Below are 14066 nucleotides of genomic sequence, written 5' to 3'. Positions count from 1 at the left end.
ACGTTCTTTTCCTTTTCTCAGCGTGAGTTAATTCAGCCTCTTCCCCTACCCGCATACAGAGTCCCCGGAGGTCAGTTTGTCCCCCCAGCCCCTCATCCTCAGCGCATTTCTCATGAACACCACCAGCCACATAATTGGTGGCGCATGGCGACGCGAGGAGGCCCAGCAACACCGTTTCAATGAGCTCCCCCACTGGATCTCCCTGGTTGGGAAACTTGAAGATGCAGGTTTCGACATCGCATTCTTCGCAGATGTGGTCGGTCTTTATGGCGACCATGAAGGTGGCTGGGCTTCACACCTGCGTCGAGGGCTCCAGGTACCGTCCAACGATCCCCTAGTGCTGCTATCCGCGCTGGCGGCTGTCACCGACCGGATCGGACTGGCCATGACCTCCTCGGTGATCCAAGCCCACCCGTTCACCTTCGCTCGGCAGCTCTCCACCTTAGATCACCTCTCAGGAGGCCGGGTGGGATGGAACGTTGTGACTAATGCTCAAGAGAATGCACACAAGAACTTCGGGGCAAGTGGCCTTGCCAAGCACGACGACCGGTATGCCTGGGCTGAGGAATACCTCGATGTCTGCTACAAGCTCTGGGAAGGCTCGTGGGAGGACGGGGCTCTCCTCCAGGACAAGACCGTTGATCATGAGCGCGGGCGTGGCCTCCACGCGGACCCGGCCAAAGTTGCCAAGATCTGTCATCGGGGCGAACGCTATTCGGTCGAAGGGCCGCATCTTTCCTCTCCCTCACCTCAGCGCACCCCGTACTTGTTTCAGGCCGGTTCCTCGGACCGTGGCCGGGAACTGGCTGCAGCCCATGCGGAAGCCACCTTCTCGATGGCGCCGCGGCGAGAGATTGCTGCCGCCCACGCTCAGGACGTTCGCGAACGTACCGCGAAGTTCGGCCGTAGGCCGGAGGATGTCAAGTTCATCCAGGGACTGTCCTTTGTCATCGGTTCCACAGAGGCCGAAGCCCAGCAGAGAGCCCGCGATCTGGATGACGCTATTGACGATCACGCCCTGATCGCCCACACGGCGGGAAGTCTCGGCGTGGACGTAGGGCACCTGCCGATCGATACGCCCTTGGACGACCTGGAGCACACCGAAGGTGCCCAGGGTCACCTCGCGGAGATCAAGAAGATTGCGCCCCATGGCCGTGTCACACTCCGCGATCTGGCGCACTTTCGGGCTCGGTCAACACGCGTGGTAGGGACCCCGGAGCAGGTCACCGAGGAGCTCAAGCAATGGCAAGAGGCTGGTATTGACGGCATCAATGTCATGAACTCCACCATCCCAGGCTCCTACGACGAGTTCATTGACCATGTGTTGCCGCTGCTGCGCGAGCGCGGTCTCGCGCGAGCGCCTGAGCAGATGAGGTCGACCACGAGTCTCCGAGCTCAGGTGACCGGATCAGACCGGCTTCCCAACTCCCACCCTGCCGCCGCCTATCGCGGAGCTTTCACGCACCTCACTGCGGCCGCGACCGAGATCCCCAAAGACGAAGTCTTGAACGGCTGAGTGTTCGAGGCGGGGCAGAGTCATCTTCTCTCAAAGGTCCGAGGATACCGACCAGATGTTGATACCCGTATCGCCCTGCGTGATCTCATCAATAGAGTCCAACTCCTCCTGCGCAAACACAGTGTTCTGCACCGCTGCAAGGTTCTCATCCAACTGACTAGTCGACGAGGCCCCCAGCAGAACCGAGGTAGCACCGCCATCGCGCAGCAGCCACGATATAGCCAACTGAGCCAAGGTCTGGCCTCGTGCTGCGGCGAGATCGTTGAGCTGACGCAGTCGATCAAGGTTGTCCTCACTGAGATGGTGACTCAACAATGAGGATCGGCCCCCTGAAGGCTTGGCCTCCGGGTTTTTAAGGTACTTGTCTGTCAGCAGCCCCTGTGCGAGAGGTGTGAAGGCGATCGACCCCATTCCCGTCTCCTTCAAAGCATCCAACAGTCCATCTTCGACCCATCGATTCAGCAGTGAGTAGGCGGGTTGATGAATGACCAGGGGCGTCCCCAGCTCACTTGCGATACGTGAGGCTTCCCTGGTTCGCTCCGCTGAGTAGGAAGACAGTCCCACATAGAGAGCCTTTCCGGAACGCACCGCTGTATCGAGAGCCCCGATTGTCTCTTCCAAAGGGGTGTCGGGATCGACACGATGGGAGTAGAAAATGTCCACGTAGTCCAGGCCCATGCGCCCTAGTGCTTCATCCAAACTGGCGAGCGTGTATTTGCGAGAGCCGTAGTTGCCATAGGGACCGGGCCACATGTCCCAACCGGACTTCGACGAAATAATCAGCTCATCGCGGTATGGCCTGAGGTCCTTGGCCAGAACCCGACCGAAGTTCTCCTCGGCGGCCCCATAGGGCGGACCGTAATTATTGGCTAAGTCGAAGTGCGTGATCCCGGAGTCGAAGGCGTGCCTGATGATTTTCCGCTGATCGGCAAACGGAGTGGCATCACCAAAGTTCCACCACAGCCCCAGTGAGATCGGCGGCAGCAGCAGGCCGCTGCGACCGACGCGCCGGTAGTTGAATTGCGAATATCGATCATGGGCCGCCGCGTAGGGTGTGTGCGTTTCTCGCCCCCACCTGGATACATCCACCGACTGTCTCATTGGTTCTCCTTCTCAGCGCAGGGATCTCTGGTGGTTACTCTACCGAGACAGGCTCTGCTCAGACTCGAGGCAGGGAGGATCTCGAAATATGACACATGTTTTGCCGGGTCGCTGCGTGGAGGCGTACGGTGAAAGGGTCCATCCCGAGCGGCCGAGAGATCTGGCTCAATGACGCCGCAGCAACCCGGAACCTGCCGGGTGCTACCGCCAGGTCCGATGGGAGATTTTCCATGACTTTGTCTGCAGCAACCCTCGCGAGACGCTCGGTGAGAGGCGGATCACTGGATCCATTGGAGCTCCGAGCCGCCTTCGCGCAATTCCCCCAGGGAATCGTCGTGATCAGCGCTGAAATTGAAGGGACCCCTCAAGGTCTGGTCGCCTCCACTTTCACAGTGGGAGTGTCATTGGAACCACCGCTGGTGACCTTCGCCGTTCAACACACCTCCGGGACCTGGCCGCTGCTGCGTGACCAGGCCTCCCATCTAGGCGTATCGGTGCTTGGCGCTGAACAGCAGGGTCTATGCCGACAGATCGCTTCAAAGGACAGAACCCAACGCTTCAAGGGGGTCGATTACACAACTGACGAGGACGGAGCCCTAGTGCTCACCGAAACTCCCCTGTGGCTGAAGACGCGGATCTACAACCAGTTCACCGCTGGTGATCACGACATTGTGGTGCTTGAGATCCTCGACCTGACAGCCGACCCGGCGCACAACGGACTGGTCTTTCACCAGAGTGCCTTCACACCACTACCCACTCACGAGGCCTGAACGTCCATGAGCGACCTCTCCCCCGGTGAGCACAAGTCTGTCCTGAGGACCTCCACCGGCCCGGCTGCGGCGGATATCCATCAGTGGGTTGAACCGACGACCCGATCGTCTGAAGCCGAACGACTCGACTTTTGGGACCGGGCTGCCGGCCTGTTGGATTGGCACACCCCCTGGCACACCACACACTCGTGGACTCCGCCGCAGAAGGAGGAGCGCCGCGGACCTGAAATCCGCTGGTTCGAAGGGGGGCGGCTCAACGCCGCGGTGAACTGCGTCGACAGACACATCACCGCTGGCCGGGGCGATCAGGTTGCCCTGCACTTCGAAGGTGAGCCCGGAGATGCGGAGTCAGTGACATACGCGGATCTGAAGCGACGGGTCAGTCAGGCCGCTAACGCTCTGGAAGGCCTCGGAATCGAAGCCGGAGACCGCGTGGTGATATACCTGCCGGTGCTGGTGGAGACAATTGTGATCACTTTGGCGTGTGCCCGCATCGGCGCGGTCCATCAGCTCGTCTTCGGGGGGTTTTCCGCCGAGGCGCTGAAGTTCCGTATAGAGGACACTGGGGCCAAGCTGCTGGTCACCACCGACGGCCAATACCGACGGGGCTCTGCTGTGCCGGTGAAGTCCAACGCCGACGCCGCCGTTGACGGTCTCACTGCTGAGGCCGGAGGCACAGTGGAGCACGTCCTTGTGGTCCGCCGGACCGGCTCCGCCGTCAGCTGGAGCAATGCTGACCTCAACGGCGATGGTCTGGGTCGTGACTTGTGGTGGCACGACATTGTCGGAAACGCCTCAGCCGAGCACCGACCTCAGTTCTTTGACGCCGAAACCCCCCTGTTCATCATGTACACATCGGGGACCACCGGTAAGCCCAAAGGCCTGGTGCACACCACCGGGGGATATTTAACAGGCGCGTTGTTCAGCCACTTGCGCCTCTTCGCCCACCCCAACCCGGACCGTCGGGCAGATGATGTTCACTGGTGCACCGCAGACCTCGCCTGGGTCACCGCCCACACCTACGAGATATACGGGCCACTCGCGGCCGGCGCCACCCAGGTGATCTACGAAGGCGTGCCCAATGTCCCAAACGCCGGGCGGCACTTTGACATCATTCAGAAGCACCGGGTCACCAGTTATTACACCGCTCCGACCTTGGTGCGCTCCCTCATGGGTTGGTTCCCCGATGGGGTCCCGGCAGAGTTCGATCTGAGCTCCCTCCGCGTCGCGGGCACCGTCGGCGAGGCTGTCAACCCTGAGGCTGCAACCTGGCTCCGAACGCAGATCGGCCGGGAGACCCGCACTCCTGACGGGGAACCGGCGCTGCCGCTGGTCGACACCTGGTGGCAATCTGAATCCGGGTCCGCAGTCCTGAGCCCACGGCCTGAATCGACTCGCCACAAGCCCGGCAGCGTGGCTCAGGAAATGCCCGGTTGGCAAGTGGACGTCGTCAACGATCACGGTGCACCCACGGTTCCTGGGGAACAGGGACATGTGGTGATCACTCGCACCGGCCCGTCCATGGCACGCACCGTGTGGGGCAATCCGCAGCGTTACTACTCCAGCTATTGGGAGAAGTACGCCGATGAAGGGTGGTTCCTCGCCGGGGACGCCGGGCAGCGCGATGCAGACGGGGACATCTGGATTCTGGGCCGGACTGATGATGCGATCAATGTCTCCGGGCACCTGCTGTCAACCATTGAGATCGAATCCGCACTGGTCAGCCATCCGGATGTGGTGGAGGCCGGCGTGGCTCCCGCCTATGACGCCACCTCCGGACATGCGCCGGTGGCGTTCGTGGTGCTCACCGAAGCGGCCTACGTGCGCACCCAGCAGGACAGTGCAGCCGAATCAGAGCTGCTGCACGTGCTGCGAAACCACGTGGGACAGGCCATCGGCCCAGTCGCCAAGCCCCGGTCGGTGATCCCGGTGCCGGAGGTGCCCAAGACCCGCTCTGGGAAGATCATGCGGCGACTGCTTACTCAGCTGCACGACGGCGAACCACTCGGTGACACCACAAGTCTTCAGAACGAGCCCTGCGTGCCGCAGATCAAACAGATGTGTCAGACTCGCAGAACCGCACCCGCGAAGGAGAACACATCAGTATGACCAGCGACCACCAATTCGGTTTCCGCACCCGTGCATTGCACGCCGGTGCAGTTCCCGACGCCACCTACGGCACCCGCGCAGTCCCAATCCACCAGTCCACCTCCTTCGTATTCAAGGACACCGACGACGCCGCTAATCTCTTTGCACTGCAGAAGTACGGCAACATTTACTCGCGCATCGGCAATCCAACCGTGGCTGCCCTCGAGGAGCGGCTGGCCTCCCTTGAGGGTGGGATCGGCGCAGTCGCGACCGCCTCAGGCATGAGCGCAGAGTTCCTGGTCTTTGCGGCACTCTGCCAGCAGGGCGATCACATTGTGGCCAGCTCCAAGCTCTACGGCGGAACCATCACTCAGCTGGATGTCTCACTGCGCAGATTCGGCATTGAGACCACGTTCGTTAACTCCGATGAGGCCGAAGACTTCCAGAATGCGCTGCAGGAGAACACCAAACTGGTTTTCACCGAAGTGGTCTCTAATCCCTCCTCCGACGTCGTGGACCTTCCGGGACTGGCTGCAGTGGCTCACAAGCATGGGATACCACTGGTGGTTGATTCGACGCTGACCACTCCTTACCTCTTCCGTCCCCTGGAACACGGGGCTGACATCGTGACCCATTCGGTGACCAAGTTCCTGGGCGGGCACGGCACCACCCTGGGCGGCGTCGTCGTGGAATCGGGTCGGTTCCCTTGGGACAACGGCAAGTTCCCGCAGATGACCGAGCCAGTGGGCTCCTATGGGGGTCTCTCGTGGTGGGGCAACTTCGCCGAGTACGGTTTCCTCACCAAGCTGCGGGCCGAGCAGCTGCGCGACTTCGGACCGAGCTTGACACCGCAGGCCGCGTTCCAACTTATCCAGGGTGTGGAGACGCTGCCGCAGCGCATGACCGAGCACACCCAGAATGCTCAACAAGTGGCGGAATGGCTGGAGGCCGATCCACGGGTCGACTATGTGAAGTTCTCCGGTTTGCCCAGCCACCGGCACCATGAGCGGGCCAAGGAGCTGCTGCCGCACGGTGTGAGCTCGGTCTTCAGCTTCGGGATTGCTGGCGGGCGGGACAATGGGGTCCGGTTCATCGAGTCGCTGCAGATGGCCAGCCACCTGGCCAACGTCGGCGATGCTCGCACGCTCATCCTGCACCCGGCCTCCACCACTCACCAGCAGCTCAGTGAGGCGCAGTTGGAGGCTGGCGGAATTCCTGCCGATTTGATCAGGATTTCTGTGGGACTTGAGGACGTTGAAGACATCATCTGGGACCTGGATCAGGCCCTGGAGATCGCCACCAAAGGAGAGTGAAGAGATGACGACGACGCCATCAGCCACTGAGACCACTTCAAACGAGCACCAGCACGGGGTGTGGGAGGAACCCGGTCCGGCCCGGCGACTGCAGCTGCTGCGCAGCGCCGATTCGGTGGCAATCATTGGAATGAGCGACAAACCGTCCCGTGCCAGCTATTTTGTGGCGACCTACCTCGCCTCCGACTCCAGCTACCGGCTGTACTTCGTCAACCCACGTCTGGTGGGTAAGACTGTGTTCGGTCAACCGGGTTATGGTTCGCTGGCTGAGCTCCCAGAGGCCCCAGATGTGGTGGTCGCCTTCCGCAAACCGGAGGACCTGCCTGAGCTGGCCCAAGAGGCTGCTGACGCCGGTGCTAAGACCCTCTGGGTGCAGCTGGGCTTGGAGTCTGATGAAGCGATGCAGCGTGCAACGGATTTGGGGCTGAATGCCGTGCAGAACAGGTGCATCAAGATTGAGCACGGCCGGTTCCACGGCAACTTGCACCTTGGAGGCTTCGACACCGGCGTGATCAGCGCCAAGCGCCAGATTGTGGACCGCTGAGGCTCACTGCCCCGCAGTGGGCGAGATCTGGAAGTAGGCGGCCATCGCGCCTGGATGCTCAGCTGCACGGCCGGCGAAGCCCGTCGCCTGGCTGAGCGCATCTTGGTACCCAGCGCCTCGTGCCAGGGCAGCCACCATGACTCCGGCGAACGCGTCACCGCACCCGGTGGTGTCCACGACCTTCGCTGGCTCAGCCGGGACGTGCAGGACCGGTTGTCCCCGCCGGTACAGGTGCACGCCTGCCCCGCCACGGGTGACGACCACCGAATCCACTCCGACCGCTGTAGCAAGGTCTGCAGTCTGCTCCCATCCAAATCCGGCTAAGCCGCTGATCTCTACCTCGTTGACGATCAGCAGGTCGACCAGACCTTCAGTGAGCGGCTCAGCGAGTGTGGGAGAGGCATTGAGCGCCACCTTCACCCCGCGCCCCTTCGCCCGAGCCGCGAACCGCAGAGCTTCACCCTCTGGCACCTCAAGGCTCAGCAGGAGCCACCCTGCGCCAGCGAAGACGTCATCGCCGGGGGTTTGACCGCTCAGCTCAGCGTTGGCCCCGGATTCCACCACAATGGTGTTCTCCCCGTCCGTGCGCACATTGATGTACGCGGTGCCGGTGCCCACATCAGGGCACACCCACAGCTGAGCAGTGTCCACCCCCGCCGATTCCAGAGATGCCCTGGCCTCCGCGCCACCAGAGTCGTCTCCGATGGCGCCGATCATGCGGGTCACCGTCCCCTGAAGCGCGGCGGCGGCAGCCTGGTTAGCGCCTTTGCCTCCGGTGGCTCGGGAGACGGTAAGCGCGGTGACGGTCTCACCGGGCTCGGGGAACTCTGATACACGAAGCACGATGTCTTGATTGACAGAGCCGAACACCAAGAGTTTCGAAGCCTCTTCCGTCATCAGCGTCGTCCCTTTCTGCTGCGAAATCCCGAAGGTTCAGTTGATGAGGTCGCGAACCTGGATCACCTGATCACGCCCGGGCCCGACACCGATAGCGGAGAATGTTGCGCCTGACATCTTCTCCAGAGCGAGCACATAGTTTCGGGCGTTCTGCGGGAGGTCTTCCAGGGTGCGCGCCCCGGTGATGTCCTCCGTCCAGCCGGGAAAGTTCTCGAAGATCGGTTTGGCATGGTGGAACGAGGTCTGCGTCATCGGCATCTGATCGTAGCGGACACCGTCCACTTCGTACGCTACGCAGACGGGGATCTGATCGATGCCGGTGAGCACATCCAACTTGGTCAGAAAGAAGTCGGTAAACCCATTGATGCGAGCTGCATACCGGGCCATGACGGCGTCGTACCAACCGCACCGGCGCGGTCGACCAGTGTTCACTCCGAACTCACCACCGGTCTTCTGCAAGAACTCTCCCCAGCTGTCGAACAGCTCCGTGGGAAACGGACCCGCCCCTACCCGGGTGGTGTACGCCTTGATGATGCCCACAGACCGGGTGATACGAGTGGGCCCGATACCTGAACCGACACTGGCACCACCTGCGGTGGGATTCGATGATGTCACGAATGGGTAGGTGCCGTGGTCCACGTCCAGGTAAGTAGCCTGTCCACCCTCCATCAGTACGACCTCACCACGGTCCAGGGCGTCGTTGAGCAGGATCGTGCTGTCCACGACCATTGGCCGCAGACGGTCGACGAAGCCCAGGAAGTAGTCAGCGATCTCGTCGACCGTAATGTCGCGGCGGTTGTAGAGCTTCACCAGCAGCTCGTTCTTCTGCCGCAGGGCACCTTCGATCTTCTGACGGAGAATGGACTCATCGAAGATGTCCTGGACTCGGATGCCCAAGCGCCCGACTTTGTCCATGTACGTGGGGCCGATTCCGCGGCCGGTGGTGCCGATGGCGCGCTTGCCCAGGAAGCGTTCGGTGACTTTGTCCATTGTCTGGTGGTAAGGGGCCACAAGGTGTGCGTTGGCGCTAATCCTCAATTTGGAGGTGTCGGCTCCGCGAACCTCCAGCCCGTCGATCTCCTCAAAGAGCGCCTCTAAGTTGACGACGACTCCGTTGCCGATGACCGGAGTGGCGTTGGGAGACAGGATGCCGGCAGGCAGGAGCTTGAGTTCGAACTTTTCGCCCCCCACGACCACAGTGTGCCCGGCGTTATTGCCGCCGTTGGGCTTGACCACGTAGTCCCCCCTGGAACCGAGCAGGTCAGTTGCTTTGCCCTTCCCCTCGTCACCCCACTGGGCACCGACAATGACAATGGCTGGCATGAGCGGGAGTCCTTCCGAGGCGGGTGTTGAGCCTCACTGAGTCTACCAACGGTCCATCCAGCGTGCGCCAAGGACGCCTGAGTAACGTTCTTGGCATGTTCTCAGCTATCAAAAAGCTCATTATTATCGCATTCAAAACGCGGATTCTGACGAAGCTGGCGCTTCCAAAGGTCGTTCTGCTCTGGCTGGGGTACCGGATGCTCAAGGCATTCCTGGGCCGGAAGCGAAAGCCAGACAGCCGGTGATGCTCTGAGCAACTAGCCCAGTTTGCCTTCCGAGAGGTCCAGGTAGCACGAGGCGCAGAGCGATTCGTACCAGACATCGGAGCCGTCGATGGCAATCTGATCACCGTCGAAGAGCACAGTGTCCCCCTGCCTTCGAGTGTTGAACACCGCCTTCTGTCCGCAGCTGCAGATGGTTTTCAGTTCTTCCAGCGCATGGGCAAGGTCCATCAGGCGGGCCGAACCGGGGAAGGCGTGCGTGCGGAAGTCTGTGCGGATGCCGTAGGCGAGCACTGGCACTCCGTCCAGAACCGCGATGCGCAAGAGATCATCCACCTGAGGTGGGGTGAGGAACTGTGCCTCATCCACCAGCAGGCAGGCCACGGGCTTGACCTCTGCTGCGGCTGTGGGGGAATCGCTCTCGCCCAACCCTTCCAGCAGAGTACCGGTGGGATCCGCTGTGGCATGGCGATGGTACAGGGGCCTGAGCTCAGCCTCTGGCGCGATGAGGAAGTCAGCACAGCGGGAGACTCCCAAGCGAGAGACGATCTGATCATCTCCCTTTGTGTCCACACCCGGCTTGGCCACCAGCACCCGCTGGCTACGCTCCTCGTAGTTGAATGCTGCCTGCAGCAGCCCGGTGGACTTGCCAGAGTTCATCGCACCGTAACGGAAGTACAGCTTCGCCATCAGCTCCGCAGGGTGCTGATCTTCTCGGCAGCGGTGGCATCACAGTCGTTGAGCAGCGCGCCGATGCGTTCGACCTCGCCGCTTTCACCGATGGCCACAGCCGCCTGCCCCAGAGCGGCCAATGAGCGGAGGAAGCCTCGATTGGGTTCGTGCTCCCAAGGGACCGGACCCTGGCCGCGCCAGCCGTTGGCCCGTAACGTGTCCAGTCCGCGGTGGTAACCCACCCTGGCGTAGGCGTATCCCTCGACGGTATAACCGGCGTCCAGAGCCTCCTCGGCCAAAAGGGCCCAGACCAAGGACGAAGTAGGGTGCTGGGCTGCCAAGTCAACAGGTTCCTCACCCATCGCCAAGGACTCGACCACCTCTGGCTCGGGCGGCAGCAGGGTGGGTTCCGGTTCCATAAGGTTCTTGCCGAGAATGCTCATGAGGTTCATCCTAACTGCGGCAGCACCGTGAGCACGCGATGGGGTCAGACGGCTACGGCTTTGGGCGGTCCCTCTGGTGGGGCGGAGGCCTCAGGCCTTCTCCTCGACCGGCGTCTCACGGTCTTGCCGTGGATAACTCGATGCCGAACGAACCCGGAAACCTGATCCACCACCATGGTGATGGCGATAATCACAAACAGGGTGATCCCGATGGCTTCCCAGTCGTAGGGTCGCTGACCGAAGAGCCCATTGGGCGGGCTGATGAGTCGTCCGATACCACCAGCTCCGAGAGCCCCCAGGATGGCGGAGGCTCGGATATTGACCTCAAACCGGTACAGCCAGATGGCCAGCACTTCTGGCAGGACCTGCGGAAGAACCGCCCAGCGGATCATCTGCACATGACTGGCACCCGAGGCGCGGGAGGCCTCCAACGGGCCCTGGTCGACTCCCTCGATAGACTCCGAAATGAGTTTCGACAGCGTTCCGATCGAGCTGATGCCCAGAGCGAAGGCGCCCGCCATGGCTCCACCTCGTTCAGCCGGTCCCACACCGAGCAGCGGTATAAAGATGGCGACGGCGAACACGATCTCTGGCACGGCACGGATGACAGAAAGGAGAAATCGCATAGGGATGTAGGTCCCGAGCGGTGTCAGGTTCCGGGCGGCGAGGATGCCACAGGGCAGCGAGAAGATCGCGCCGACCAGAGTTCCGATCCACGCGATGGCGACCGATTCGAGCATCGCGTCGAAGGCTGAGGACCAGTCCCCCCGGGCGTCCTCATCGGGTACCTGGGCCACACCGCCGATCATCTGGAGGGAAGAGTCCCAGACCCGGGCCGGCATCTCCAGCAGCGCGCTCAGCGTCATGCCTGTCCCTGCAGCTGATGAGACGAACACAACGCCGATGAGTATCAGAGCCATGTTGTACCAGAATTTGGCGGGCCTAATGGGACGCATATCCAAGCGGTCGGGGGTGTAGCCTCCCGGTTTATGGCCAGCGACGATGCGCTGCCGCTCTGCCGCTCGCTGTTTTCTGGTGCCCAAGTAGGCCAGGCCATAGATGGCCAGGGCGGCCGCCAATGCGCCAGCCCCGATCACTGTTCCCCACATCATTCGGGAAAAGACGTCCGAGGACTCGGCTGCTGGGGAATAGGTGACCAGAAAGCCCCCGGCAGCCAGAAGCACCGAGCCCACCAATGCGGCCGCGACTTTGTACCCGTGGCTCACAGCAGCCTCCTACGAATCCACAGCGACAGCAGGTCCACCATGAGCACCACCAACACCAGGGCCCACAGGATGGCTCCGACGTTTTCATAACCTTGGGACATACGTCCGATCTGTCGACTGAGCTCTCCCCCGATGCCTGCCACGCCGACCACGCCCAGGGCTGCGGAAGCCCGAATGTTGAGTTCAAAGACGTAGAGACTGTAGGAGATGAAACTGGGCATCACGGCTGGAAGGACAGCGACACGGTCCCGCTGAATCAGGTTGGCACCGGCGGCATCGGCGGCCTCCAACGGTCCGGGCTGCACTGCGTCGATTGATTCACTCAGCAGTTTGGCCACAATGCCGATGTTGAACATGATCAGCGCCAGAACAGCCGCCAGGGCACCGAGCCCGTAGGCGGTGCCGCCGAGAAAGGCGGCGAACAGTAGCGCCCACCCGACATCGGGAATGGAACGCACGACCGAGTTGATCGCTTTGACAGTCTGGCTGGTGCCTCTGTTCAGACTAGAGACGGGAGAGGCCAGCATGGCCAGCAGCAGCCCGATGAAACAACCGATGATTGTCGCCACCACAGCCATGCACAGAGTGATCAGCCACTCTCCCCAGATGGGTCGGGAGGTCCCGGCCACATTGTGAAAGAGGAGATAAGTCCAGTCTGGGTTGAAATAACCCACCAGCTGATCACGGGTGTTGCCGCCGGTCAACCGACGAGGTACCTCCGTAATGCGGTCGACGAAATGAATGTTCGAACCGGCCCAGTAGGTGATCGCGATGATCGCCAAACCCCCGAAGGCTCCCATCGGGCTGACCCGGAGCTTCCAACAGACCAGAAGCGCCACCAACATGAGGATCAGACCGATCATCGGGTCGCGAGGCACCCACAGGAGGGTGTCGCCAAGTGGGAAGAACAGGACAGCGTTGCCTTCCCACGTCCAGAAGAAGAAGTAGAAGGCAGCAACGGCCAAGACTGCAAGACCCAGGTAGGGCGGGATTTGGGGGGTGGGAGGCTTCGGGCGGTTACGCTCCTGTGCAGGTGTTGGGGCAGTCGAGCGCCTTGAGACAGCTGTGCTCACGCAATGTCCTTGCGCTCACTGTCGTTGCCTGAACCTGTCACGGGGCCGTTGAGGTCAGCTTCAGTTGCATTCTCTGCGTCTTCTCTCAAACCGGCTCCCCCCTGTACTTGGGTAGCGTCGTCGGCTGAGCGTGGACGTTGGTAAACATCGGCGATCACATCCTCCGTGGCGTCCTGCGTTGCCCCGTCAAATACGACCTCGCCGTTGCGCATTCCGATGATCCGGTCCGCGTAGTCTCGCGCGAGGTCCAGGTGGTGCATATTCACCACACAGGTGATGCCCAAATCTCGCTGGATGGTGCGCAGGTCGCCCAGAACTTTGCGTGCCGTGGGAGGGTCCAGCGAGGCCACCGGTTCATCCGCCAGGATCACCTCAGGGTCTTGGGCCAGCACTCGGGCGATAGCTACACGCTGCTGCTGTCCGCCTGACAGGGCTGCTGCCCGGTTATAGGACTTCTCCACGATGCCAACCCGTTCCAGGGACTGGAAGGCCACTTCTCTGTCGTGGCTGCCGTACCACCCGATGAGGGAGCGCCAGGTGGGGGTGAAGGCCGAGCGCCCGATGAGCACGTTGTTGAGAACACTGATCCTCCCCACGTTGTTGAACTGCTGGAAGATCATACCCACTTTGGAGCGCAGCTTCCGCAGCTTGGACTTGTTCCTGGGGTCCACCACGGTGTCACCGACGGTCAGCGTGCCATTGGTATAGGGCACAAGTCCGTTGACTGCCCGTATCAGTGTGGATTTTCCGGCCCCTGAGAGTCCGATGATGGCCACGAATTCGCCCTGATGGATTTCCAGGTTGATGTCGTTGAGCCCCCTGAACCCGTTGGGGTAGACGACGTCGACGTTCTCAAACTTGATCATAGTGGCGAAGTCC

At 61.6% G+C, this 14066-nt stretch carries 13 protein-coding genes and 1 riboswitch; of the genes, 5 read left to right on the top strand and 8 right to left on the bottom strand.

The features are described from left to right. Positions 1–76 precede the first annotated feature (76 nt). Positions 77–1516: an LLM class flavin-dependent oxidoreductase gene (locus tag D3250_RS02340; RefSeq protein WP_225973089.1), complete on the top strand. Its 1440-nt coding sequence runs from the start codon at positions 77–79 to the stop codon at positions 1514–1516. Between the two features lie 30 nt (positions 1517–1546). Here the strand turns inward: D3250_RS02340 and mgrA are convergent, their stop codons facing one another. Continuing rightward, positions 1547–2617 carry an L-glyceraldehyde 3-phosphate reductase gene (mgrA, locus tag D3250_RS02335; RefSeq protein WP_119901731.1) on the bottom strand — a complete coding sequence of 357 codons (1071 nt, stop codon included), beginning with the start codon at positions 2615–2617 and terminating at the stop codon, positions 1547–1549. Positions 2618–2752: 135 nt separating this feature from the next. Next, positions 2753–2840, top strand: a riboswitch (SAM riboswitch). Between the two features lie 7 nt (positions 2841–2847). On the opposite strand from mgrA, the gene D3250_RS02330 reads away from it, so the two are divergent. The 4 genes from D3250_RS02330 to D3250_RS02315 are packed head-to-tail and all read left to right on the top strand — an operon-like array spanning position 2848 to position 7332. Further along, positions 2848–3387 (top strand): flavin reductase family protein, encoded by a 540-nt coding sequence (locus D3250_RS02330; protein ID WP_119901730.1) that lies wholly within the window; start codon positions 2848–2850, stop codon positions 3385–3387. Between the two features lie 6 nt (positions 3388–3393). Further along, positions 3394–5496, top strand: coding sequence for an acetate--CoA ligase (locus tag D3250_RS02325; RefSeq protein ID WP_119901729.1), 2103 nt, complete (start codon positions 3394–3396; stop codon positions 5494–5496). Continuing rightward, positions 5493–6788 (top strand): O-acetylhomoserine aminocarboxypropyltransferase/cysteine synthase family protein, encoded by a 1296-nt coding sequence (locus D3250_RS02320; RefSeq protein ID WP_119901728.1) that lies wholly within the window; start codon positions 5493–5495, stop codon positions 6786–6788. Before D3250_RS02325 ends, D3250_RS02320 begins: the two co-directional genes overlap by 4 nt. A 4-nt stretch (positions 6789–6792) precedes the next feature. Beyond that, positions 6793–7332, top strand: coding sequence for a CoA-binding protein (locus tag D3250_RS02315; protein WP_119901727.1), 540 nt, complete (start codon positions 6793–6795; stop codon positions 7330–7332). Positions 7333–7335: 3 nt separating this feature from the next. Here the strand turns inward: D3250_RS02315 and D3250_RS02310 are convergent, their stop codons facing one another. The 7 genes from D3250_RS02310 to phnC form a co-directional block, all read right to left on the bottom strand. Then, on the bottom strand, positions 7336–8229 hold the full coding sequence (locus D3250_RS02310) for a PfkB family carbohydrate kinase (RefSeq protein ID WP_119901726.1): 894 nt from the start codon (positions 8227–8229) through the stop codon (positions 7336–7338). 36 nt (positions 8230–8265) lie between these two features. Beyond that, positions 8266–9552 (bottom strand): adenylosuccinate synthase, encoded by a 1287-nt coding sequence (locus D3250_RS02305; protein ID WP_119901725.1) that lies wholly within the window; start codon positions 9550–9552, stop codon positions 8266–8268. A 257-nt stretch (positions 9553–9809) separates the two neighbouring features. Next, positions 9810–10463 carry a thymidine kinase gene (locus D3250_RS02300; protein WP_119901724.1) on the bottom strand — a complete coding sequence of 218 codons (654 nt, stop codon included), beginning with the start codon at positions 10461–10463 and terminating at the stop codon, positions 9810–9812. Further along, on the bottom strand, positions 10463–10888 hold the full coding sequence (locus tag D3250_RS02295) for a DUF3151 domain-containing protein (protein ID WP_119901723.1): 426 nt from the start codon (positions 10886–10888) through the stop codon (positions 10463–10465). The genes D3250_RS02300 and D3250_RS02295 overlap by 1 nt, the downstream gene beginning before the upstream one ends. 44 nt (positions 10889–10932) lie before the next feature. Then, a complete protein-coding gene (gene phnE, locus D3250_RS02290) occupies positions 10933–12114 on the bottom strand; it encodes a phosphonate ABC transporter, permease protein PhnE (RefSeq protein ID WP_225973088.1) in 1182 nt (393 codons plus the stop codon). Then, positions 12111–13187 (bottom strand): PhnE/PtxC family ABC transporter permease, encoded by a 1077-nt coding sequence (locus D3250_RS02285; RefSeq protein ID WP_158583045.1) that lies wholly within the window; start codon positions 13185–13187, stop codon positions 12111–12113. The genes phnE and D3250_RS02285 overlap by 4 nt, the downstream gene beginning before the upstream one ends. Next, positions 13184–14053, bottom strand: a complete 870-nt coding sequence (gene phnC, locus D3250_RS02275) for a phosphonate ABC transporter ATP-binding protein (RefSeq protein WP_119902251.1) — start codon at positions 14051–14053, stop codon at positions 13184–13186. The genes D3250_RS02285 and phnC overlap by 4 nt, the downstream gene beginning before the upstream one ends. Between the last annotated feature and the right edge of the window lie 13 nt (positions 14054–14066).

It is taken from the genome of Nesterenkonia natronophila (genome assembly GCF_003595215.1).
Taxonomy (GTDB): domain Bacteria; phylum Actinomycetota; class Actinomycetes; order Actinomycetales; family Micrococcaceae; genus Nesterenkonia; species Nesterenkonia natronophila.
This window is presented reverse-complemented; position numbering and strand designations above follow the sequence as displayed.

Excerpts from the sequence above, each read along its gene's own strand:
- phnC (WP_119902251.1), bottom strand. The coding sequence starts at position 14,053 with ATGATCAAGTTTGAGAACGTCGACGTCGTCTACCCCAACGGGTTCAGG.
- D3250_RS02315 (WP_119901727.1), top strand. The coding sequence starts at position 6,793 with ATGACGACGACGCCATCAGCCACTGAGACCACTTCAAACGAGCACCAG.
- mgrA (WP_119901731.1), bottom strand. The coding sequence starts at position 2,617 with ATGAGACAGTCGGTGGATGTATCCAGGTGGGGGCGAGAAACGCACACA.
- D3250_RS02300 (WP_119901724.1), bottom strand. The coding sequence starts at position 10,463 with ATGGCGAAGCTGTACTTCCGTTACGGTGCGATGAACTCTGGCAAGTCC.
- D3250_RS02310 (WP_119901726.1), bottom strand. The coding sequence starts at position 8,229 with ATGACGGAAGAGGCTTCGAAACTCTTGGTGTTCGGCTCTGTCAATCAA.
- D3250_RS02320 (WP_119901728.1), top strand. The coding sequence starts at position 5,493 with ATGACCAGCGACCACCAATTCGGTTTCCGCACCCGTGCATTGCACGCC.
- D3250_RS02330 (WP_119901730.1), top strand. The coding sequence starts at position 2,848 with ATGACTTTGTCTGCAGCAACCCTCGCGAGACGCTCGGTGAGAGGCGGA.
- D3250_RS02325 (WP_119901729.1), top strand. The coding sequence starts at position 3,394 with ATGAGCGACCTCTCCCCCGGTGAGCACAAGTCTGTCCTGAGGACCTCC.
- D3250_RS02305 (WP_119901725.1), bottom strand. The coding sequence starts at position 9,552 with ATGCCAGCCATTGTCATTGTCGGTGCCCAGTGGGGTGACGAGGGGAAG.
- D3250_RS02295 (WP_119901723.1), bottom strand. The coding sequence starts at position 10,888 with ATGAGCATTCTCGGCAAGAACCTTATGGAACCGGAACCCACCCTGCTG.